This is a genomic window from Methylomonas sp. EFPC1, from assembly GCF_016925515.1.
GTDB classification, from domain to species: domain Bacteria; phylum Pseudomonadota; class Gammaproteobacteria; order Methylococcales; family Methylomonadaceae; genus Methylomonas; species Methylomonas defluvii.
Window position 1 is genome coordinate 583,970 of sequence record NZ_CP070494.1, and the last position, 23,188, is coordinate 607,157.

The following is a 23,188-nucleotide window of genomic DNA, read 5'->3' on the forward strand; positions in this document are numbered from 1 at the left end:
AATTTGCCCGGTAATCTAATCTCCGCCTTGATTCCATGTTGGATATTGTCAGTAATATTATGAAGTATCGTTCACTAATTGGCGCACTTGCCTTGCGTGATTTGCAAAGCAGATACGTTGGGACTATGGGTGGGGCATTATGGTCTATCATCCAGCCAGCCTCTACGGTGGCGGTGTTTTATTTTGTGTTCTCGGTAGGTTTTAAAGCGGCCGCGCCCGCCGGTTCGCCTTTCATTATGTGGTTTATCACCGGACTGATGGTTTGGTTTTATTTCAATGAAACTTTGATCACCATTACCGGATCGGTGACCGGTAACGCTCATCTGATTAAGAAAACCGTTTTTCCGACCGAAATACTCCCCTTCGTATTCATCACGGCAGGTATTGTGCCGCATATGATCTTCATGATCTTTGTGATAGGAATGCAAGTTTGGTATGACATTGCATTTTCGCCGGTGCGTTTGTTGGTGGTCTATTTCATGCTGTGCAACGCCACATTGCTACTCGGTCTGGGTTGGTTGTTTTCCGCGCTACAAGTGTTTTACCGGGACATAGCGCAAGCCCTATCCGTGATATTGAATGTTCTGTTTTGGTTAACGCCGATTGTGTGGTCAATGGAACTGTTGCCGGAAAATTATCGCCATCTATTATCTTATAATCCAATTTACTATATTGTTGAAGGGTATCGTGGCTTACTTATATTTCCGGAGCCGAAATTACCAAATTTAGCTGATACTGCTTTTTTTTGGATTGTGACAATTTCGATTCTATTTTTCGGTGCTTATATTTTTCGGCGGCTTAAGCCTGAGTTTGCCGATATGCTTTGAAAATAATGGAGCATAATGTGATTAATAAGCGTTATTTAACTGAAATGGAGGGGGCTTAATGGAGTCGTTGCCTGCAATATCAGTTTGCAACGTTAGTAAGAAATTCAGATTGTTTTCTTCTCCGAAGCAACGGTTAATTGAGGCTATTCATCCATTCCGTAAGCAATACCACAAAGAGTTTTGGGCGCTGAGGAATATTAGTTTCGATGTGCATCGCGGGGAAATCTTCGGTATTTTGGGGCGTAACGGTTCAGGCAAGTCGACGTTATTGCAAATCATCTGCGCAGTGATGCAGGCTACCGGAGGAGAGGTTAAGTCGAGCGGCAGAATTTCCGCATTACTGGAGTTAGGAGCTGGTTTCAATCCCGAATTCACCGGGCGTGAAAATGTCATTTTAAATGGTGCCATTCAAGGTTTTTCGAAACAGGAAATGCAAGAGCGTATCGACGATATCGAAGCATTTGCCGACATCGGCGAATTCTTTGATCAACCGGTTAAGCTTTATTCTTCTGGAATGTTTGTCCGGGTTGCATTTGCGGCCGCGATTCATATAGACCCCGAAATCCTTGTCGTCGACGAGGCGCTGAGCGTTGGTGATTCCAAATTCCAACACCGTTGTTTCCAACGCATCCGAAACTTCATGGAGCAAGGCAAGACTATTTTGGTTGTCTCGCACAGTACGGACACCCTGTTAAGGATTTGCAACCGTGGCGTCGTTTTGGATCGGGGAGAGTTGGTACACATCGGCCCGATCGCTGGTGCTGTCAATCACTACCAAAAGTTGTTGTTCGGAGAGGCTCAAAACATATCTAAGAACAACGGTAAGCGAAAGAAGGAAATGGTCAAGGGAATGTCGGAGATGCCCAAAAAGGAAAGGGCGGACAAAACCGATAAAATCCCCTTAAAACCTACCTATAACCGCCACGAAACCCGAATGGGCTCGGGTAAGGCCCGGATTGTCGATTTCGATCTGGTGGTCGATGGTGAATTGAATCCTCCCGAGATTGCCTCGCATGCCAATTGCGAGTTGATTGTCAAATTAGTCGGCAACGAGTTCGTGCAACTCTCGGTTGGTTTTGCCATCGTCTCGCTAGAAGGCACTTATGTTTTTGGCACTAACCTGGCAATGATGGGACATCCTCCCGCTCAAATCGAAGCTGACGGCTATGCGGTGTTAAGATTCCATTGGCAAGCGCATCTTACCGGGGGCGAATATTTTCTCAATCTCGGTTGTAACGAATTTGTCGATGGGCAAGATAGTTTTGTCGATGTGCGACGCTCAGTGGCACGATTGAAATTTTCGGATACACCGCAATCGGTAGGTTTTGTTGACCTTCAGGTCGTGCCTGAATTAGTGGCTGTAGAGATTCCGGATGAGCAGGTAGTTTAATGATAGCTCCACGACCGTTGGTGGTAGGTTATCCCCGTAGCGGTTTCTCTTTACTCATCAGTGTGATTGCTGAACTTGTCGGTCCGGCACGGGATAGACGTACGCTTAGCATCAAAGCGCTGTGCGACACTGCCGGATTCCAGATTTCCCGGCGAATAGAAGATGTGTTCATGCGCCGCGGTCTGTCGCACGATCTCATTTACAATTACAACTTTCGACAATTGGCCGGAGGACCTAAATGGTTGGCCGGTTCCGAGTTTCGCGATGCTCGATTTCGAAAATATATCGGCCTGCGTGGTGGCGGGGATTTCACACTAATTACTTCTCATCCCCGAGAGATTCTCAATTATTACGAGGTTGTCCATTCGCATGTTGGGCCGGCGGCTTGGTTGAGCGCGCTTGATGTCCCGAAGGGCTTGCGTTTTGCATCAATGCGTCATCCCGCGGGAACGCTAACATCTGCCTGTTTTTCGATCAATGCGCTGGCCAGTGAATATATCCAACGTTTTGTTCCCTGTCAGGAGGATAACGACTTTCTAAGACAACGCCTTGCTCTTTACAAGCTTAGCGATCTTAACTTTTTCGAAGCGCTACTGCCGCCTTTTAAGGCTTACCTTGAAGAATTCACACAGCAAGATCACCAATACTATTTGATGCGCTGGGAAGACTTGATTGATAGTCCGGTCAAGACCATTCTCGGTATTGCAGATGAATTGGGTTGCGGCACAAGCGTACCTCAGGCGCAAGCCTTATGGGCAAAACTCGACCATGTGAATCTAACCGGCGCCCACAAGCACAATCTACGTCGGGGGCATGGCATCGTTGAGGGTTGGAAGGGCTGGATAACCAATACTCATCTCGATATTTTGCGCGACCACGGGATCGAAAAGTATGCGGTTCGCTACGGTTACGGCCCCATGTCGCCTTTAGACGAAAGTGCGTATACGCCATTTCAGCAAATGCTCGAAGACTATATTCGACGGGGCGAGGTATTTCGTGATTACGGTGACGAAGATTTGTTTGGATTTGCTTTCAACAAGTCCAATATCGATTTTTCTCGTTTTGGTTTTCGCCAATATCCTTGGCGAACCCATACGTCCATAGAGCGGTCCTCGTGCCGCGACGAAAGCTTGGTCATGGAAGTGTCGGATGTGGCGGAGGAGGCGTGCGGCATTTTCAATGAAGCAGCCTCAATCTGGATCGACGCGGTGCATAATGACGATTTAGATTCGGCCATGATAGATTCGATAACGCCAGTCGTATCAAGACTTTACGATAATGATGCGGAGCTGGCCTCGTTTGTATCCGCTATGACCGCTGCGGTCAATGCTGGCCAGTGCTCCTACGCCGGTAAGAAGGAGAAATACTCTGAGCCTCTGTTGCTGGATAGCGTGGGAACGACAAATATCGTACTTTTTCAAGGCAAGTATTATGCGGTTCCACAGGCGCTGGGGCCTGTCGATTTTAGCCTGCCGAACCTCTCCGGCATTGCTTTTACGGGAATTGCAGATTCTTTTTCCGAACTCATTTTGATGGTGAATAAATGAAAGGAAACAGCAGCGAACTTAGATTTCTCGAGCCGACTGCGCGAGCCTTTGCAGAAGCCTTGCGCGACAATCCGCCATTAAACGGGCCTGTTTATCTTGTGGGTCACGGCGAGCTTGCGGATACCATCGTGCGGGATGCTGCTAACGAAGGCGTATCGGTTATTGCGCACGCGGATATTCCGCCAATGGAAGTTCTAAAACAAGCTCGCGTGTTGTTGTTTACGGAAACTCGCGGCGAGCAACTTGGGGATCTGTTGTTGGCATGTTTGGATCTGCAACAGGTACGGATTTTTGCGCCGAAAAGTGATTGGCACATGAGTCGCAAACCCTTGTTTATAGTTTCTATCCCCAAGGCCGGAACGCATTTGGCCTACGAGTTTGCTCGAGCGTTGGGATATGCCGCTGGTATTCAAATACCTGATTTTCCCAAGCCAGGCACTTGGTATTGTATCGAATACAGTAACTCACATACGGTTGCTCGCGATTTCTTTATCGACTCGGTGCGCCGAGCGCCATTTGGCAATCGGCACCATCCGGTTACTCAATCCCCTGTGCTCTTTGTTTACCGGCACCCGTTGGATATTCTGGTCTCTGAGGCGCATTACTACCATCGCGAAGGTAAAACGGTTTTCGCAGGCTATTTTTCCGGTGAGGATTTTGAACATCGGGTGCGCCAATTGGTAGACGACGAATGGTTGTTGGGTTCCTTACGGCAGCGTGTGGGAGGTTTTTTGCCATGGCTGAATTTTCCGAATGTCATCCCGGTCGCTTTCGAGGAACTGGTGGGGGGAGCCGGCGGCGGTTCGGCGCGCGCTCAACTTAAATCGATTTGGGCCATACAGTTAAAACTTCAGGCGGACGGTATTACCAAAGACATTGCTGCTCAGGTCTTCAATCAGAATTCGGCGACCTTTCGTGAAGGTCGTATAGGTGGCTATCTTTCGCAATTGCCTTCAAATCTGATCGACGAATTGGCTGATCGATGCGCTGATGTTCTTTCCGGCTTCGGCTACACGGTAAGGGGTGATTCGTTGATTCCTAGCCGGGTGGCTGAATTTCAGTCGCGTCCGTTGCGGTATTCGTCCAAAGACTTCAACGAGATGCCTTTGACCGTGGAACAAGACTTCATGGGCTGCAATCTTGTCCGCTATGCCCGCCGTTTTTATGCCGTCCCCCTTTCGGCGGGTGTTATTGCTCTGGATGAATGCGCGCCCCAGCAGCTTGCGCGCTTGCCTTCGGCAACGACGCTTGCCGAATTAAAGTCCGTATTGTTGATTGGCCGTAAGGCTTATGATCGGCAATTGGCGCAGCTTAACCATACGGGGCTTGAGTTGCATTCCAACACGGCGCACAACGTTTCCCTGGCCTACTGGATGGAATCCGAAGAGCCTTGTCTCTTTGATGCTTACAAAGGCTTCAATTTGGTGGCCTGGAAGGGACGTTATTTCGCTTTGCGTCAGTCTGTTGGCACGATCAATTTAGCGCAAAATTTACAGACCTTGCTGACCCTTTACACGCCGGACGCTATTCTAATGGCAAGGGATGTCGACACTCTGATGGATGATATAGATGGTATCTCGACGGCGGTTCGCCTGACGAATAATGTCAACGGAAATATCGCCGGTTTGCAAGCTCAGCTCGACGACTGTGCGCGTTCGATCCAAACGCAATCGGAACAGTTACAGTTGCAGAATGTTTATGATATGGCCCGTTTATACGGGGAAAAAATCGAAGGTTCTCTACAGGCTTTGAGTCTGCAGATTGAAGACTCCGTGGTCAAAGGTTTGCAACATACGCTAACTAGCATCATTCAACAGCATGTTTATGATATGTCCCGTTTATACGGAGAAAAAATCGAAGGTTCTCTACAGGGATTGAGCCTGCAAATTGAGGACTCCGTGGTCAAAAGTTTGCAGAATACGTTAACTAGCATTATTCAACAGCACGCAGGCTTGCAAGGTGAACTACACAAACAAGAAGAACGAATTATGGACTTGAATAATAAGCTCAACATTCGTAATGCGAGTTTCCTATCGCGTCTGTTTCGGAGAAAACCTTGATGAGCGAACAGATACTGAATGTCGCAATTCCCTGGAGCCTGACACACTATATTCCGCTGAATGGCTTTCATCCCCTCTATCGGGCGTTGTTCGAAGAGAAGCCCGACTGGTTGAATATCGCGGCATGGGATAACATCGAGTTATCGCAATCTTTGCGCGGCGACGAGGCGTTCAGAGAATCCTTACTCGCCGAAGTTGCGAAAGAGGCCGTCAAGTTGGAAAACGTTTCCTTATCGCCTATCGAGAAGGATTACTTTGCACATTATTGGTCTGCCAATCAGGCATTAACCCGTTTATTGCCCGGTGAGATTGAAGTTCATCACACTGCACCGTTTCCGAGTCTGTGTCGCCCTTTTGTATTTCACTGCGAATCGTTCGCGCCGGTTTTTTTTCCATTCGCGCATCAAGGAACCGGTAGCATGGAATCGCAAGAACAGGTACGAGCGCATTACAAGCGAATATTTGAAAATCCGCTGTGTCTTGGAGTTTTTTCCCATTTACCTGAGACGATCACGGATTTGAGCCGTTTTTTTGCGTCGCCTATCATCGATGCCAAGCTTCATTTGTCGCGCATTGGTTTAATGGAGGGGGCGGAAGAAAATAAACAATTATCCAAAGGCCCTCTATCGTCAGCCAGATTCCTGTTTGTCAATTCGGCCAATCAGAACCCTGCAAATTTTTTCTTGCGCGGCGGGCATATTGTCTTGCGTTTTTGGCAAGCCTTTTGTCGCGATCCGGAGAATAAACGATTGTTTATGCGTTGTGGACGCCCCTCGGATGCAATGTTGCGACAATATGGTGTTGATTTAGATTGGTTGGGCTGTCACGAAGGTCATAGCATTATATGGATTGAGGATTATCTGACAGCGCATGAACTGGAGAAGCTAATGTGCGCCGCGCATTTTCTGCTGCTTCCGAGCGCTTCCTTGCATTCGGTTTCGATCATGCAGGCTATGGGGGCGGGCGCTGTGCCGGTTGTCTCCGATACCATTGGGACCAGCCGCTATGTCGTGGATGGGAAGGATGGAATAGTTTTATCTGGGGTATTTGACAATAATTGGCGACGGGATTCTGAATGCGGAGTAATGATTGATCAATATGCTCGAAATCCAGATTTGGAAGACGCCCTTGTTGAACAACTCTTAAGGCGCATAACAGAACTGTTCCAAAATCCAAAAAAATACGCAGAATTGTCTGCCAACGTGTGCAGAAAAGCTCGTATGGAGTTTTCAGGGCGCCTATTCAGCGAAGCCTTCTGGTCTGACGTATATGGTTTATATCAGGATTTTCGTAAAGATAATCTTGTGTCGAATGGGGCAACAGATTTATTGCCAGCGAAGCATCATCTTTTAATTGACGACGGCGATTGGGGCAGGGTTTTCACGAGTCCGCCGCAACCGGTAGCCAGATTGCATACCGGTCAAGGATGCGTCACCGAAATGGGAGGGTGTTTTATTGCCTCTCCTGGCGATCAAGCGGTGGGGTTGCATGACTGGTCTCCAATCACTGAGTATGTCGAGCAGTCATTGCCCATCCCTCTAGCGTTTTCAACGGAAATAAAAGGGCTAGGCGGATGTTATCTCAGAGTCCCAATCACGGAGGCCGAGCGCCGCAATACAAAACGGTTTATTGAAGTCGTAGCCAACAAATTAATGCCTTTTCCCCTTGTTTACGCGCTCTCATCCAAATTTCTTAAGTTGTTAAGGCGTTTATATCGAGCATGGAGGCAATTCTTTGGCGAAATAGTTGCGGAGCAAAAAATAGCCCAGCCGGAAGCCAATATTGAACTTGTTGCACAAGATATGAATGGGCTGAATATTATACGTTGCAATCATCAGTTTTATGCCATCTCCAAGAATGGAGGAGAATTCAACAAGCAGCGCGCAGATGCTGGAGATTACGAAGTTTGCATTAAAGGAACAAGTCTTAAGGACATACTGCGTAAAGTCGAAGAGTTATCGACTGTATCGCAAGAAAGCATTGAGTTAGTTGAAGAAGGGGTTTGCGGCTTCAATTTGATCCGTGTTGGAAATTCTTTTTTTGCAATCATGCAAGCCGAAGGGGCATTTGATATGAATCGTGTAAATACAAACGGCTATAGCCAGCTCTATACCGGCGACTCGCTTGAGGATGTAAGAATGGCTGTAGAGCGCAGTTTGTCATGACCGGGCATTCCAAGAGTCGGTCGATTCACCTTTGGTTATATAACCATCCTTTACAAGGCGTAACTGATCAGATCGAGTTCTTTTTTCTGATAATGCAGCAACATGGTTATTCCGTGACTATGGGGCGCACCCCAAAGGATAGTGCGTTAAATGTGGTCATCGAGAATTTTTCGGAAATGACCAGCAGGACACTCATTGATTATTGCGAACGCACTGGCAAGCGAGTGGCGGTTATTATGACCGAGCACCTTGATCTGGTTGGAAACGAATTGTTCATCCATGGCGACCGATTATGGAGCAATAATGACTACATGCATCCTGCAACTCAGGTGGCGAGAATCAAGAATCTCATGGATTGCGTACCTTATTTTCGGGCTATTTTTGTGTTGGGGGACCTGCCTGAGTTAGTAGGGTCTGAGAGAATGTTTCCCGGCCTTACAGTCAGAACGCTTCCGTTTCCCGAATTAGTGCGTGTTGATTTGACGGGTCAAAACCCGACGCATGAAGTCGTTTTTTCCGGCGCACTTACTGCGTTTCGGGATCAAACGCTACGGGCGATTGCCGAACGTTTTGTGTTAGCGCAAACCTCGAACTTTTTACCGAGAAAGGGGCGTGACCGACTTAATGAATCCGCGCGCATCGTGTTGAATATTCCCCAGCGACCCAATTGGCGTTGGCTTTCACTGATGCGTATCATTGCCGCGTTGCGTTGCGGCCGAGCAACGGTTTCGATTGGAACGCAAGACCGATCCTGCATTGCTGAATGCTGTATTCAATTGCATGAAACTGGCTGGGAAGATGAATTAAGGCGGGTGGTGAATAATTGGCCCCAGGCCTATCAAGATTGTTTGACGCAATATGAAGGCATGCGGCAATCTTTTCTCGCAAAGCATCGGTTTCCACATGATTTGATAGAGTATTGGAGTTTATTGGAGCACTTGGACACCTGATTAATAGGCATGAACTATTTATACAAAAGATAAATATTGATGGATTATAAGATGGCGCATCAGCTTCCTAAAAAGTGATATTTTTCTTGCCGGCAGAAGTTTCAAGGGAATTCTGAAATAACTAAAGTCTCGTGGCGCTATTTATTCCGTTAAGGAACCTCTGATTAATTGCACACCAGGGATATAATTTGGCATTCACCTGGTTTTCGCGACGACGCGCATGGACCCTTAACGATAACTCAGTTTTGCCGATGCCGAATACGCTAACAAAGGCAAAGTCACCCGGCACGAGAAGTTTCTCGGTTAGCTCGAAGCTTTATTGTCGTGGGCCGTCATGCTAGCGAAGATCGAACCGCATTATGCTTCAGGTAAAGGACGTGGGCGCAAACCGTTTCCGTTGAATACCATGTTGCATGTTCACGTCGCACAGATTCTCTATAACTACTCCGATCCGGCATACCCATAGGGAACAAGTGGAAGAGGCGCTGTATGAGATTGAATCGCTGCGGCGTTTTTGCGGTATCCGTCTGGAAGCCGTGCTGGATGAAAGCATGATTTTGCAGTTCCGGCACTTGCTGGAAGAGCACGGGCTGATGGCGCAGATTTTCAAGGTCATCAACCAAACGCTGGCGGATCGCGGGCTGTTTCTAAAAGCCGGCACTATCGTCGATGCCAGCCTGATTGCCGCACCGATTTCGACTAAAAACCAGGACAAAGCGCGCGATCCCGAGATGCATTCGAGCAAAAAGGGCAATCAATGGTTTTTCGGCAGCAAATTCCACATCGGCGTCGATAGAGAAACCGGCTTGGTGCATACCCTCAAAGTCACCTCGGGCAACGTCAGCGACATCGCGGAAGCAGTCTCGTTGTTGCACGGCGAGGAACAGTTCGTCCACGGCGATGCGGGTATCAGGCCCGATTGGCCTTTCTGGTAGCGATTGCCAATGTCCGCGTGGGGATGCCTAATAACGTCGTAGCCTGATTGCGTCTGCAATTGCCAAATAAGGCGCATTGCTAGCACAAATCGGACTGTTTTAGATCAATCATCAGTCAGTTTTTGAGTTTTGATCGGCTATTGAAACTGATGTATTTCAAAACAGCTATTATTCAGAGGTTCCATAACGAAAATGCAGAAGTGTGGAGCGTTAAAAAATTAAAACGCCAACATTGGTTCGGTATTTAAAGTTAGAAATTATTTCTAATTGCGGCAATGTTGGTTTTTTGACTTTGCGAGGGCTTAAATTTGAATAGTTCGCTTTTGCACACTGCGGGCGCGCAAAATAGTACTTATTACAAAGAAATTGATGGTATCCGTGCCATCGCAGTCATATTAGTTGTTTTATTTCATCTTGAGATCGCTGGCTTTAAGGGCGGTTTTGTCGGTGTTGATATATTTTTTGTAATAAGTGGCTACCTAATAACCGGATTGTTGTTGGATGAGTTGTATCAGTCCCGTGTAAAAAATATTGACTATGGGTTGTTTTTGATTAGACGAACTAAACGCATATTTCCGGCGTTGGCGTTTACTCTTTTTTTATCATTTTTTATAGCGGAGATATTGTTTAGACCGGACGATTTTGAACATCTTGGCGGTTCTATTTTTTATGCTTTGGTCGGATTGTCAAATATATTATTTTGGAGTCAATCTGGCTATTTCGACAAAGCGGCTTATCTAAAGCCCGCTTTGCATACTTGGTCTCTTAGTGTCGAGCTACAGTTTTACTTGATTTGGCCGATAATTGTTTTATTTTTGTTTCGCAGAGTCCCAAGAGCGCATTTAACTCAAGCATTTTTTTTGATTTCCGCTTTCAGTGTTTTGTTAAATATCGCTTATGTCAATAATCTTTTTGAAATTCAAAATAAACTCGGATTATATTTGTCCGTATCGTTTTCCAACGTTGAATCCTCGGCATTTTTTCTTATGCCATTTCGTATATTTGAATTTTCACTAGGAGCTGCTTTATTAGGTGTTGAACACAGTCAAAATCGTTCTGATTGGGTAAAAGAGGCTGCTGTATTTATTGGATTTTTAACAATTATGTATGCGGTTACGCAGCATAAAGATGAGCATGCTTATAATTGCACTTTTGCGCTACTCCCGTGTTTTGGAGCCGCATTACTAATATATGGCGTAAAAACATCTAGACTTTTCGGTGCGCTTTTGAGGCATCCGTTAGTTTCTGGCTTGGGTCTAATCAGTTATTCAGTATACCTTATTCACTGGCCGACGATTGTATTTTATAAATATATAAAACCGGAGTCATGGAGCTTTCTTGATAAGGTCGCTGTATTGATTTTATCGATAGCTATCGCCGCTTTACTATACAAATTTATTGAAACGCCTTTTAGAAGGATCGATTTTCAAAGCACTTCCTCCGGGCGACGTAAATTCTGGTCTGCTGTTTCATTGTCTTTAGTAATTGTTGGAGCTCCAGCATTGCATGTTTACTCTCATGATGGTTGGCGATGGCGTTTCCCTAAAAATGTCTCGTACTTATTATCAGGAACAAAAGATTCGTTAAGTACCTTGAAACCTCGGGCGCCAGGTTGCTCGTTCACAAATTTTAAAAACTTTGATCAAGCAGAATGTATTCAGCCTGTTAATGGTAAGGTCAATATATTGCTGATGGGAGATTCTGTAGCAAGTTATAGTTGGATGGGGTTGAATGAGAATTTGCCTAGAGAGCGATTTAATCTTCTTCAAGCAACACCGTCAAATTGTAGGCCTGGTGTTAATTGGGGGATGGATTACTGCCTTCAATCTAATCAATTTATGTTTGACTTTATTGAAAAAAACGCTATCGATTTGACGATATTTGCGTCGCTTGGCCCGGATTATAATAATTTCCGGGAAACTATTAGATACATGAAAGCAATTGGTAAGCCAGTTTTAGTAGTTGGGCAGCCATTTATATTTAAAGAGAAGCTAATTGATATAGTTGCTCGAGAGGCAAATGAGAAGTCCACCGAGTATGAGATTCAGTCTATTGCGCGAGACGGATTACTTTCTAATACTGTCGATTTGCGCCGGGCAATTCAAAAAATTGCAAATGAAGAAAATGTTGACTACTTCGATATTCAAGAACAGTTATGTGATGTCGTCGATGATTTATCTACTTGCAGCTTTATTATCGGAAATAGCTTGATTACAGCTGACAATAATCATTTAACGCCGGCTGCGTCAACTAAAATCTTTAAAAAGCTTGGAGGGATCATTCGTGCAAAATACCAAAATTTGAATGTGTCTTGAGTTTGACTGTAATAGAACGCTCATATGGTAATGAATTGAGTATGAATTCATTTAAGCCGCTAGTTTTAGGCGCTCCGCGTAGCGGTTTTGCCTTGCTTGCTACCGTCGTTATTCATTTCTTGCCGCTACTTGATGCTATGCCTGCCAGCGCCAAAGAAGCGGGTGTGGACTTGGGTTATCCGGGCGTCGAGGTACCCGTGTCACGATTTACAAAGCCCGGCAAAAACGCGGCGCGTGGATACCCGACGACTCAAACGTGCCCTAACGCCGCAACGCCATCGAACCGATCATCGGCCACCTACAGAACGACGGACTATTGGGGCGCAACTACCTGAAAGGCGAAATGGGCGATGCGTTGCATGCCATCCTGTGCGGTGCAGGCCACAACATCCGTTCGATCCTCAGGCGGTTGAGGATTTTTTGGCGTTATTTTGGGCAGTCGCTGTTTCGGCTATGGGGCGCATTTTCATCAGAGCAATTTTTATCGTTCGTGTGAGGACGGTCCCCTCTGAAAAATTTTGGCTTTTTCAGGGGGGTGTTTAATTCGTAACATTGAATTCACTGTATATTAATCAATGGCTTACGCATCGATTTTTCTTGATAAACTGCATTAATGAGAGGTTTCCTAGAGTGGCTATTAATATTCCGGTTAGTTATTGCTGGGCTTTTATGATGTAAGTCGATATTATATTGAGTTATAGATTTAAAAATAATTTGACGGCGTGTTCTTGCTGGATTTTTATTAAAGGCTAAGAAAAGAACAGAGCAGCAAGCTGCATTTATAATGCGGCTGTTTATTTGAAAAATAAAATGGATAATTCGAAATTAAAATTTATAACAACGCTTTTTATTCCTGTAAAAAATGAAATAGATGCATTGAAAGTTATAATGCCGCGGATAGACAAAAGTTGGTGTGACGAGATATTGATTCTTGATGGTAGTTCTGATGATGGCTCAAAAGAATACCTTGTTTCTAAAGGATATAATGTGGTACACCAAAAATCAAAAGGAGTTAAAGCGGCTTTTTGGGAAGCGTTTGAATTGGCTAGAGGTGATGTCATTATTCCGTTTTCGCCGGACGGTAACTCGATTCCAGAAGATATTCCAAGGCTAATTGAAAAGATAAACGCCGGTTATGATATAGTTGTAGCATCGAGATACAAAGGTGATGCAATTTCGGAAGATGATGATTTCGTATCGGGAATTGCCAATAAGTTTTTTACCAGTCTTATTAATATACTTTTCTCAACAAAATACACAGATGGGCTCGTGATGTACAAAGCATTCAAAAAGTCTCATCTATATACATTGGAAATAGATAAATTCAAGAGTGATTTTTCGGAAATAATGTTATTAACCCGTGGTGCTAGGTACGGTTTGAAGATAACGGAAATTTCTTCTTCTGAGCCCCCTAGAATAGGCGTGCAAGGAAGTCGAGCCCATCCCGGGGTGCTAGGAAAATATAAGAGCGCTCTTGTTTTATTAAAATCCATATTGCGAGATGCATTGTTTTATCATCCTAGTCTGAATAGATAACAAAACATACCGTAAAGAAACAGGTTGTATTATTCTAAGGAGCCTCTGATTAATTCAGTTTTTCAAGAAAAATCAATGCGCAAGCCATTGGATTTAATTGGTACGGAAATTCATGTTAACGAATTAATCAGAGGCTCCCTAATGCAACAGGCTAACGAGTAAAATTCATCCGGTTTTGCATCTTTAGTTCATACATGATTTGAGTGTCGTATTCAATTTTCTTGTTTCTGGCGTACTTTTTTATATTGCCTATCAGGGAAATCAAATAATAAACAGGAAAAAGTTTGACGATCATCGCTTCGGTTGTCGTCATGCCGCGGGATTGGGGTGTTGATCAGTATCGATTCGTGGCATTTGGGTGAGGCGTCGAGCAATGGGATAGCGTTGTTCGCCAGTTTATCGGCCACTTTTACCAGCGTTTAACGCCGTATCGGCTAGTGCCGCTAGTAGTTAAAATCTATGAGAAAATCCACTTATAAACGATCAGGTTACGTGCTTGAAAACTCGCGCCAAGAAGAGAATGCAGAAAAACCAACTGAACGCGGATTTGGAATAACTTTTTCTGTCGTATTTTTAATGATAGCCTTTATAAGGCTATATCGAGTCCGTGACTTTTATGATTGTTGGTGGCTGACGGGGCTATCCCTTGCCGCCATTTTTCTGTTCCTGGCTTATTTTTGGATGGCGCCACTACGTCCTCTTAATAATCTTTGGTACCGTCTGGGTCTCATTTTATCTTATTTAATTAATCCCGTCATAATGGGAGCCGTTTTCTTATTGACTATTCTGCCTGTTGGGCTATTAATGCGCCTCCTCAAAAGAGATTTACTCAAGCTGAGATTTGATCGCAAAGCGCCAACATATTGGCAAAATCGACCGCTTATTGTGGTTAAACAACAAAATATGAACAATCAATTCTAATGTGGAATTAGTAATGCTGAATATCTTACGAGAACTTTGGGTCTTCCTCTCCATGCGAAAGAAATATTGGCTATTACCGATCATATTCGTACTAGCCTTGGTCGGCGGTCTGGTCGTTTTAAGCCAAGGCTCCGCGATCGCGCCATTTATCTACGCCATATTTTGAAGTTTGCCGAAGAAAGCGTGAATATATTAGGTATCTCGGCGTTTTATCACGATAGCGCGGCCTGTGTGATTGTAGACGGTCAGATAATCGCCGCGGCGCAAGAAGAGCGGTTTACCCGCAAAAAACATGATGCAGCTTTTCCTAAAAATGCAATTGAATATTGCCTGAACGCGGCCGGTAAAAATCTGGATCAAATTGAGTATGTTGTATTTTACGACAAGCCTTTTTTAAAATTCGAACGACTTCTTGAAACCTATATTGCTTTTGCTCCACGTGGTTTTCAATCATTTTTAACGGCAATGCCGATTTGGCTCAAAGAAAAGCTGTTTCAAAAGCTATTACTGCGGGATGAGTTGAAAAACCTGGGTGCGGATTCGAATATAGAAAGTCGTTTGCTATTCGCCGAACATCACCAAAGCCACGCCGCCTCCGCTTTTTTTGCCTCACCATACGAGGAAGCCGTTGTATTAACTATGGATGGCGTCGGCGAATGGACAACGACTTCAGTAGCAATCGGATGCGGCAACCGTTTAGAGGCAGTGAAGGAAATTCATTTCCCTCATTCGATTGGCCTTTTATATTCGGCATTTACCTATTATCTTGGCTTTAAAGTCAACTCTGGCGAATACAAGGTAATGGGACTGGCGCCCTACGGCGAAACAAAATATGTCGACGTTATCCTGAGTAAACTCCTTGATCTAAAAGCCGACGGGAGTTTTCGGCTGGATATGCAATATTTTGATTATTGCACTGGCCTCAAGATGACCAACAAAAAGTTCGACGCGCTTTTTGGCGATCGGCCGCGAAAGCCCGAGCAGCCTTTGACCCAGAAGCACATGGATATTGCCGCATCTATTCAATGGGTTACGGAAGAAATAGTGCTTCGCTTGACGCGAGCCCTATTCAATGAAACCGGCCGTAAAAATCTTTGCCTTGCCGGCGGCGTCGCACTTAATTGTGTGGCTAACGGCAGAATCTTGCGCGATGGTAAATTCGAAAACATTTGGATTCAACCGGCCGCGGGTGACGCCGGAGGTGCGGTTGGCGCCGCGTTGGCTGCTTATTACACGCATTGCGACAAACCGCGCCGGACAAATGGAAAAGATGCAATGTCCGGCACTTATCTGGGGCCGAGTTACAATAATGGGGAGATTGAACAACAGCTCTCCAGCGCCGGCGCGCGCTTCGAAAGGCTAAGCGACGCCGATTTGATTACGGCCACCGTAGATGCTTTGGTAGCGGGAAAAGCCGTTGGATGGTTTCAGGGGCGCATGGAATTTGGCCCTCGAGCGCTGGGGGCTCGCTCCATCCTTGGCGATCCGCGTAATCCGGCGATGCAGAAAACATTAAACCTAAAAGTAAAGTATCGCGAAAGCTTTCGTCCTTTTGCGCCGGCAATATTGCGTGAGGATATGGCTGAGTGGTTTGAACTCGATTGCGACAGCCCATATATGCTTTTCGTCGCCAATGTAGCCAAAGACAAGCGAACGGAAGTAACGGAACAGGAATCGGCGCTGTTCGGGATCGATAAACTAAATATACCGCGCTCCGAAATACCCGCAGTGACCCATGTAGACTATTCCGCAAGAATCCAATCCGTAGATCGCGAAACCAATCCGAGGTTTCATGAACTCCTCTCCGCATTCAAAGCCCGCACTGGATGCCCTGTACTCATTAACACCAGCTTCAACATTCGAGGGGAACCCATCGTTTGCAGCCCGAAGGATGCGTTTCGTTGTTTCATGGGCTCCGAGATCGAATTACTGGTCATTGAGAACTACATTCTCTACAAAGAAAAACAGGATAACCGTCTGAAAACAAATTACAGCACCACTCTTGAGCCGGATTAACCACGGCTTGATTATTAGAAAACCAACGCATTACTTGAATAGCAACTGATTTTTGAATTAAAAACTGCCAATGAAAACAAGTCTCTCCTCCTTGTCTTGTTTGAGAAATAGATTTTCCCAATACACACCAGTTGGCCAGCCGCCAAAAATAACGACGGCACTCCAAAGTCAAGTGATTGGAATTTCATAGATCAAACTTTCGCTAAGGTTGCCATGCCACAAACTAATAAAAAATTCCTATCGATAATTTTGCTCTGCCTGTCGTCGGCAATTGCTCTCGGTCTCGCAGAAGGCCTCCTGCGCATAAAAAACAGTTCAATGACCAACTACGATATCGAGATGTGGCGCTACGGCAAGGAACTAAAAACCCGCCGCCCTGAGCCTATGCTTGACTTCGATCATGTCAGGTCAAAATCGGCGATATTGCAGAATGTCGAAATTCGCCTCAACGAGCATGGGTTGCGCGGTGCCCCGCTTTCTGCTTTGCCGCCAGGCGGACGAAGAATTCTCTTTCTCGGTGCCTCCATCACATTTGGCTGGGGAGTTTCTGAACAGGACACCCTTGAAGCCAGACTTGAGACGGCGTTAAGCGCTATCGACAAACAGCCCGTACAGGTGCTTAACGCCGGCGTCGGCAACTACAACACAGAGCGCTACGTTTCCCGTTTTTTTGATGAGCTTACCGGCCTGCATCCGACCGATATCGTCGTGCATTATTGTCTGCGCGACGCTGAAGACCTGCCTGCTGGCGGAGATAATTTGTTGTTACGTCACAGTCAACTGGCGGTGATCTTATGGGGCGTCTATCACCGGTTCTTCGATAAGAACGGAGAACAATCAATGGTGCAGTACTATCGCGACGTCTATCAGCCAGAAGCGCCCGGCATGCTCAAAATGAAAGAAAAGCTCAGACAACTTTCGGAGTATGCCAAAGCGAACAATATTCGGATATATCTGGCCATGACGCCCATCACATACAACTTAGTTGACTACAAATTCGGGTTTGTCCATGACATCATGAAGCAAGTATCGGCTGAGTATGGATACACTTATTGCGACCAGCTGCCCACAATGAAAGGTGTGCCTCCGAAAGACATCTGGGCGATGCCTACCGATCCGCACCCTAACGCACTTGGCCACCGATTAATGGCCGAGGCGATCCTGCCCATGCTTTCCCAATCAGGTCACGCCTCTGTCAATAATTAAACAGGACAAGGAATGCTATTTAGTTCGCCGATATTTTTTGTATTTTTTTCCGTTTACTTCCTGCTCCACTTTATCATCCCCAAGCAATTTAGAATTTACCTGATCATTCTTGGCAGTACGATTTTTTATGGATGGTGGCGAATCGAATACATATGGCTGCCTTACTTATTGACGGCAATCGCCTACCTCGGCGTCATTTGGATGAATGGCGCGGTCAATCCAGTCGCACGCAAACGCCGGGCGGTTGCGTGCGTCATCGGTTTATTTTTGCCGCTGGTTTTCTACAAGTACACGGATTTTTTCTTTAGGGAACTGATCGGACCGTTCGTTGGTATGCAAGACAATTTGCTCAATATGCCGCTGCCGCTTGGTTTGTCTTTCGTCACGTTTACCCTCACGGCCTATGTCATCGATATCTACAAAGGCAAGTTTCCGGCAACGTCATCCGCATCGGCAGTGCTCGCCTATGTCTTATTCTTTCCGCATCTAATCGCCGGGCCGATTCTGCGCCCTGCTGAATTGCTGCCGCAACTCGAACGGCAGCGCATGGCGACACTACGCCGGTTTACCGTGCCGCTGGCGATTTTTTCGCTTGGCTTGGTCAAAAAGCTGGTATTTGCGGATCAGGTCGGTTTTGCGGTTAATGATGTTTATAACCAAAACGGGACGCTTGGGGCTCTGGACGCGCTGTTGGCAATTTACGGTTTCTCGGTTCAAATTTATTGCGACTTCAGTGGGTATACCGACATGGCGATTGGACTTGCGCTCGCGATCGGAATCCGTCTACCTAATAACTTCCGTCGGCCTTACGCCGCGCGTTCGCTTAGCGACTTATGGGGCCGGTGGCATATTACGCTGTCATTTTGGTTTCGTGACTATCTTTTCCAGCCGCTCGGCGGCTACCGGCGCGGACGGTTCAAGGCCGTCCGTAATATATTGATCACCATGCTATTAAGCGGTTTATGGCATGGTGCGAATTGGACCTTTTTGATCTGGGGCTTGCTGCACGGCATCGGTATATCGGTTAATTATTTGTTGCGGCCCGCCTTACGCAGATTGCCATCCGGCAAAGTGCCCGATTGGATTGGGGTGTTGCTGACATTTCATTTTTTCGCTTTTGCAGCGGTCTTCTTTCGTAGCCCGACTATTGCAAAAGCGCTAGACATCTGGGCGGCCCCCTTTATCGGTGGTTGGGGCGGGATTGATTCGTTCGCCAACAATAATATTTTTCCGTTGTTGTTGATCTTAGTGTTCTTCGCGCTACACCGGTTTGACGACATCAGGCGGATCAAAATTGCGGTTCATTACGCTCAGCCTGAATTTATATGGATTGCGCTGGCTTTCTGTTGGCTTGTGGCGATCACAATAAGTCAAGGAAATACAGCGGCTTTTATCTATTTCGATTTCTGACGAATTGCACGAAACAAGGCTTACCCATAAGCCGCCTACGACCCAAAACCGGGTATTCAGCACAGAGACTGGAAACTCCGAATCAACCGATAAGTTTGAGGATGTTGCTTATAGGTATGATTGGAGTCAAGCCCTTTAAAGAACAATAACAAACCTTACAAGAGAACGTGTTGATGGCGGTGAAATTCGACAGAATATCCAATTTGATCATTGTCCTTGTGACTCTTATAGTTACGAGTTATTTAATAGAAATATGTAGTCAGCTCATCATAAAAAAACTACCGGCATATGATTCCCGGTGGGTTTTCAGGGCAAAAAAACCACCGGCATATTCTGATTCGCCTTACTTTAGCGCGGAATTCATGCATGAATCCTCTAACGGAGAAAAAGGAAAATTTGATGATAAAGTCCGTAGATTAGTAAATTTTGAAGGTAAGTATATCAATGTGATTGACGGGCATCGCCGGACGGCGTTTGTCCCGGAAGACGCGAAAAATACTGTATACATTTATGGCGCGTCCACAATATATTCTCAGGAAGTACCGGACGAATACACTATCCCGAGCATAGTGCAGCGCAAGATCAACGAAATTACGACTCAATATAAAGTCGTGAATTACGGTGTCTCATCAATGAACTCCGAGCAGCAACTTTTTTTCTTACACGAAACAACGCTAAAAGAAGGTGATATTGTAATATTTTTCGATGGTGGCTGCGATATTATATATAAAGTATACAACGATTATGAATATGGTCTCAATATAAACACTCTACGGAATTCAGAAAAACCCGGTGTCCTTGAATCGCGAATATTGCCGGTTTTAGAGAAATTAAAATTAATACACTTTGCCGAACTTCTCAAATATATCAAACAGCAGTCACCCCCTCTACATACGCGCAATGCCGAAGAGGTAAACGCAAGGGCGATTAAGGCGAGCGAGAATTTTGCCAATAATATTCGCTTAGCGCATCAATACAGCAAAGCGTCGGGCGCTGATTTTTATCATTTTCTTCAACCGTCCATCTTTTCTCTTAAATCTCGCACTAAACACGAGCAATTTCTTATTGATAACTTCTTGTTGACCCCTCCAGGAATGGAGTTTGTGTATACGCACAGCATTGACAAGTTTGCTAACCAGAGTGACGCATTGAATGCCGACGGAATTATATCGGTAGATTTGAGAAGTGTTCTTGATAATAAACAAGGCGAGGTGTTTCTGGATTTCGCCCATACGACCGAACGCGCAAATGAAATTATTGCTACAGCTATTTTTTCAATGGTCAGGTGGAAACGGTAGTAAGGCATGACTGAAACTGCTCCTAAACATGTTACAGGCAACTACTTCCCTTCTGACCTAGTCATCATTCTGAGTCTGCATGCCTGTCTATTCTGGACTCTTGCAGCAGCCAATCTGCCATTGGCCCACGACACGATGATTAACTTCCAGATGTTTGGTACGGTCTATCGCGAATTTTTACTCTCGGATGAGTTTCCACTTTGGTTACCATTTACCAGTCAGGGTGTCACGGCGGATTTTGCCTATGCATTCACGTTCACGCCGGCTTTTTATGCTGCCGTTTTTTTGGGAAAACTCTTTTCCGTCACTGACACGCTATTACTGTTTCGGTTCGGACTTTATCTCGAAGAAACTTTGCTGATCTATGGCCTCTACCAGCTGTCCTCTCTTTTCCATAGGCACCGCATCAGCCCTATCATCGTTGGCATCACTGGTGTGCTGTCGGTTTCTTGGGGGACGCAGATTCATTGGAACTTCCACCTGATTTATCTGTATCCATTGTTGTTGTATCACACCGCCCGGTATCTACGTGGTGAAGGCTTGGAACATTTAGCGTTCGCGCTGATTGCGATGACTCTGGGCGGGCTTTTTTATACGCAGATATTCATTGCGGCCACGCTGGGCGCATTCGTCTGTATCTGGCTGCTTCTATTCCGGCCTCAAATGCCGTCACTTCTACGCTTTGCGATTCCGAATCCAGGAGGGCAGGTAATCGTCTGCGTAGCGCTGGTCATCGCTTTTATGAACGTTCAATTTGCCCGGCATGTAATCGACGGTATGCAAAGCTTCACTTCCCTGCGGCAGGCCAACGGGTCTGTCGGGCTGGATATCTTCTTGACTTATGGGGGATATGTATCACCCGTGAAATTTATGGAGTTCATCTATGCGGCACCGGTTCGTTTTGCTTTTGTTGCCTACAGCGGTCTCTTCACCATACTGTTCGTGACGTTTGCCCTGATACACGCAAGGACAAAGGCCTTTGGGGTGTTCGTGCTTTTAGTGGGGTTGGTGCTGCTATTTTCTCTGGGGGCTTCTGGGGGGGTGGCGGAAATTGCCTATAGGTTTTTCCCCACGATGGATAAATTTCGCCACATCGGATTTGTCACGCCGGTCGCGAAGATTCTGCTTATCGTTGCTTCGGGATTTGGTATTGATCATTATCTGGAAAATAGGTCCGCACGTGGCCGTAACACATTGTTCCTTACCTCGCTCGCTATTGCATTGGGTGCGGTTTTTGTCATGGTCGATGCTGAGCATGGATGGCAGTATGCCTACGCGAGCGATTCCAGCCTGGATATACCTTTCGCCTTTCATTATTGGCAGTGGGCTATCGTTGTATTATTTGTCCTGGTGGCATTTGGGCTTGGGACTAAGCTCGTTACGCGCGACATACTGGGTCCCGGTCTTCTGGTTTGCGTTTTGCTGGAAATGATGAGTTATAAGTTCATGCTGGAGTGGCGCGCCCCGGCCATGACGCCAAATTGGTTCAGGCACTGGCAGTCTCTCCGTCACGCCTACGATGTGCGTCCCTTGCTTTATAGCTCGATGCGCCGAAGAGAAATCGAGCAGGACATCATTCATCAGTTATCCCTGATGGAGGTATGGGGGGCTCGCAACAGCTTGGGATACGGAAGCTTGTCGCTCGATCTGTGTTTTCCGGTTCACCGCGTGGATATGATAAGTACGCCATTTGATTCGCTTATTCGGACACGTCTTGCCGTAACGGACGGGCAGTCTCCGCAGGAATATTTCACACTTGGAAGCGTCGTTAACGATACTGCGCTAATGGCTGCAATTGGCTGTGAAACGCCAAAACTCTATTTAGCTCGTACGCCGGTTCTCACAGATAACGACGCCCAGGTGAGACATATCATCAATAACGCGGCGACTCTGTACGAAACGCCGGTCGTCCAGACTAGTCATCCAGGTTGGTCCGACGCGATGCCAACTTCATCATCGGCCATTTCTACGGACGTAATTACAATTCGCCGTTTCAGTGCCAACCAACTGATAGCCAATATTGAGATACCTGCTGGTTCAAACAGATTCCTGATTTATTTGGACAGCCTGCATCCAGGCTGGCACGCCCAGATCGATGGTCATCCCGCGCCAATTCTTCCGGCCAATATTGCCTTTAAGGCCTTAGAATTGACTCCCGGGTACCATGAGGTGGCATTCCGCTTTACCGGAGGCTCCCGATGGACCGCCGCGACGATTTGGATCAATTATCTTTTAACGATTGTTCTACTCTTGACGATTGTAGGCGTCTACGGGAGGTATATGTTGTCAAGGATAACCTCGCTTTTCTTGCGGCCTAATTCAGTCCGTAGCCACAATCCCGAGGGTGCCTCGAAAAAGCCTTCGCAATAAGAGTATCGAAACTGTCGAAACCGATTGCAATCCAACAGGTTGCGTTCCATCAACGGCTTCGCAAAGGCAGGTAGAGTTTTTACAATCTCTCGGTTTTTGATTTGTCCATATTTGACGTTGGGGATCGATCTGGTTGTTTTTATTGAGTATTGGCTATAAAAAGTGCGATCTGTCTTCAAGTCTGGTCGTGTACAGGATCCAGTTACAATTCGAAATTCCAACTCGTGTTGTCTAACTAAGGC

16 protein-coding genes and 1 pseudogene are annotated in these 23,188 nt (G+C 46.1%); all 17 read left to right on the top strand.

Annotated elements, in window-relative coordinates; genetic code table 11:
* The first annotated feature begins 35 nt into the window (after positions 1 to 35).
* The 17 genes and pseudogenes from JWZ98_RS02720 to JWZ98_RS02790 all read left to right on the top strand — a co-directional run bounded on the left by JWZ98_RS02720 (position 36) and on the right by JWZ98_RS02790 (position 22,946).
* Entirely contained in the window at positions 36 to 827 is a 792-nt protein-coding gene (locus tag JWZ98_RS02720; RefSeq protein WP_205453118.1) for an ABC transporter permease, read from the top strand.
* A 58-nt stretch (positions 828 to 885) separates the two neighbouring features.
* Positions 886 to 2,217: an ABC transporter ATP-binding protein gene (locus tag JWZ98_RS02725; RefSeq protein WP_033155987.1), complete on the top strand. Its 1,332-nt coding sequence runs from the start codon at positions 886 to 888 to the stop codon at positions 2,215 to 2,217.
* Positions 2,218 to 2,279: 62 nt separating this feature from the next.
* Positions 2,280 to 3,764, top strand: coding sequence for a hypothetical protein (locus JWZ98_RS02730; protein ID WP_205453120.1), 1,485 nt, complete (start codon positions 2,280 to 2,282; stop codon positions 3,762 to 3,764).
* Complete coding sequence (locus tag JWZ98_RS02735) at positions 3,761 to 5,824, top strand: hypothetical protein (protein ID WP_101052024.1); 2,064 nt, start codon at positions 3,761 to 3,763, stop codon at positions 5,822 to 5,824. Before JWZ98_RS02730 ends, JWZ98_RS02735 begins: the two co-directional genes overlap by 4 nt.
* The gene (locus JWZ98_RS02740) at positions 5,824 to 7,989 is read left to right on the top strand and encodes a hypothetical protein (RefSeq protein ID WP_205453122.1); all 2,166 of its coding nucleotides are present in this window, start codon (positions 5,824 to 5,826) and stop codon (positions 7,987 to 7,989) included. Before JWZ98_RS02735 ends, JWZ98_RS02740 begins: the two co-directional genes overlap by 1 nt.
* Positions 7,986 to 8,939 carry a hypothetical protein gene (locus JWZ98_RS02745; protein ID WP_205453123.1) on the top strand — a complete coding sequence of 318 codons (954 nt, stop codon included), beginning with the start codon at positions 7,986 to 7,988 and terminating at the stop codon, positions 8,937 to 8,939. Before JWZ98_RS02740 ends, JWZ98_RS02745 begins: the two co-directional genes overlap by 4 nt.
* 473 nt (positions 8,940 to 9,412) lie before the next feature.
* On the top strand, positions 9,413 to 9,874 hold the full coding sequence (locus tag JWZ98_RS23110) for an IS5 family transposase (protein ID WP_240348188.1): 462 nt from the start codon (positions 9,413 to 9,415) through the stop codon (positions 9,872 to 9,874).
* Between the two features lie 308 nt (positions 9,875 to 10,182).
* Complete coding sequence (locus JWZ98_RS02755) at positions 10,183 to 12,189, top strand: acyltransferase family protein (protein WP_205453124.1); 2,007 nt, start codon at positions 10,183 to 10,185, stop codon at positions 12,187 to 12,189.
* A 265-nt stretch (positions 12,190 to 12,454) separates the two neighbouring features.
* A pseudogene (locus tag JWZ98_RS23115) lies at positions 12,455 to 12,685 on the top strand (hypothetical protein); the annotation flags it as partial.
* A 314-nt stretch (positions 12,686 to 12,999) separates the two neighbouring features.
* Positions 13,000 to 13,725: a glycosyltransferase family 2 protein gene (locus tag JWZ98_RS02760; protein ID WP_205453125.1), complete on the top strand. Its 726-nt coding sequence runs from the start codon at positions 13,000 to 13,002 to the stop codon at positions 13,723 to 13,725.
* A gap of 459 nt (positions 13,726 to 14,184) precedes the next feature.
* Positions 14,185 to 14,646, top strand: a complete 462-nt coding sequence (locus JWZ98_RS02765; protein WP_033155994.1) for a hypothetical protein — start codon at positions 14,185 to 14,187, stop codon at positions 14,644 to 14,646.
* Positions 14,647 to 14,698: 52 nt separating this feature from the next.
* Positions 14,699 to 14,812 carry a DUF5989 family protein gene (locus JWZ98_RS23120; RefSeq protein ID WP_230410266.1) on the top strand — a complete coding sequence of 38 codons (114 nt, stop codon included), beginning with the start codon at positions 14,699 to 14,701 and terminating at the stop codon, positions 14,810 to 14,812.
* A 17-nt stretch (positions 14,813 to 14,829) separates the two neighbouring features.
* Positions 14,830 to 16,662, top strand: coding sequence for a carbamoyltransferase (locus JWZ98_RS02770; RefSeq protein WP_275899212.1), 1,833 nt, complete (start codon positions 14,830 to 14,832; stop codon positions 16,660 to 16,662).
* A gap of 213 nt (positions 16,663 to 16,875) precedes the next feature.
* A complete protein-coding gene (locus tag JWZ98_RS02775) occupies positions 16,876 to 17,868 on the top strand; it encodes a GDSL-type esterase/lipase family protein (RefSeq protein WP_051669808.1) in 993 nt (330 codons plus the stop codon).
* A 12-nt stretch (positions 17,869 to 17,880) separates the two neighbouring features.
* Positions 17,881 to 19,278: an MBOAT family O-acyltransferase gene (locus JWZ98_RS02780; protein WP_205453127.1), complete on the top strand. Its 1,398-nt coding sequence runs from the start codon at positions 17,881 to 17,883 to the stop codon at positions 19,276 to 19,278.
* Between the two features lie 173 nt (positions 19,279 to 19,451).
* A complete protein-coding gene (locus tag JWZ98_RS02785) occupies positions 19,452 to 20,576 on the top strand; it encodes a hypothetical protein (RefSeq protein WP_205453128.1) in 1,125 nt (374 codons plus the stop codon).
* 6 nt (positions 20,577 to 20,582) lie between these two features.
* The gene (locus JWZ98_RS02790) at positions 20,583 to 22,946 is read left to right on the top strand and encodes a hypothetical protein (protein WP_205453129.1); all 2,364 of its coding nucleotides are present in this window, start codon (positions 20,583 to 20,585) and stop codon (positions 22,944 to 22,946) included.
* Positions 22,947 to 23,188: the final 242 nt, after the last annotated feature.

What these genes read in the sequence shown, in the direction of transcription:
- JWZ98_RS02720 (WP_205453118.1), top strand. Translation starts at nt 36, where the DNA reads ATGTTGGATATTGTCAGTAATATTATGAAGTATCGTTCACTAATTGGC.
- JWZ98_RS23120 (WP_230410266.1), top strand. Translation starts at nt 14,699, where the DNA reads ATGCGAAAGAAATATTGGCTATTACCGATCATATTCGTACTAGCCTTG.
- JWZ98_RS02735 (WP_101052024.1), top strand. Translation starts at nt 3,761, where the DNA reads ATGAAAGGAAACAGCAGCGAACTTAGATTTCTCGAGCCGACTGCGCGA.
- JWZ98_RS02765 (WP_033155994.1), top strand. Translation starts at nt 14,185, where the DNA reads ATGAGAAAATCCACTTATAAACGATCAGGTTACGTGCTTGAAAACTCG.
- JWZ98_RS02740 (WP_205453122.1), top strand. Translation starts at nt 5,824, where the DNA reads ATGAGCGAACAGATACTGAATGTCGCAATTCCCTGGAGCCTGACACAC.
- JWZ98_RS02745 (WP_205453123.1), top strand. Translation starts at nt 7,986, where the DNA reads ATGACCGGGCATTCCAAGAGTCGGTCGATTCACCTTTGGTTATATAAC.
- JWZ98_RS02790 (WP_205453129.1), top strand. Translation starts at nt 20,583, where the DNA reads ATGACTGAAACTGCTCCTAAACATGTTACAGGCAACTACTTCCCTTCT.
- JWZ98_RS02785 (WP_205453128.1), top strand. Translation starts at nt 19,452, where the DNA reads ATGGCGGTGAAATTCGACAGAATATCCAATTTGATCATTGTCCTTGTG.
- JWZ98_RS02725 (WP_033155987.1), top strand. Translation starts at nt 886, where the DNA reads ATGGAGTCGTTGCCTGCAATATCAGTTTGCAACGTTAGTAAGAAATTC.
- JWZ98_RS02775 (WP_051669808.1), top strand. Translation starts at nt 16,876, where the DNA reads ATGCCACAAACTAATAAAAAATTCCTATCGATAATTTTGCTCTGCCTG.
- JWZ98_RS02760 (WP_205453125.1), top strand. Translation starts at nt 13,000, where the DNA reads ATGGATAATTCGAAATTAAAATTTATAACAACGCTTTTTATTCCTGTA.
- JWZ98_RS02780 (WP_205453127.1), top strand. Translation starts at nt 17,881, where the DNA reads ATGCTATTTAGTTCGCCGATATTTTTTGTATTTTTTTCCGTTTACTTC.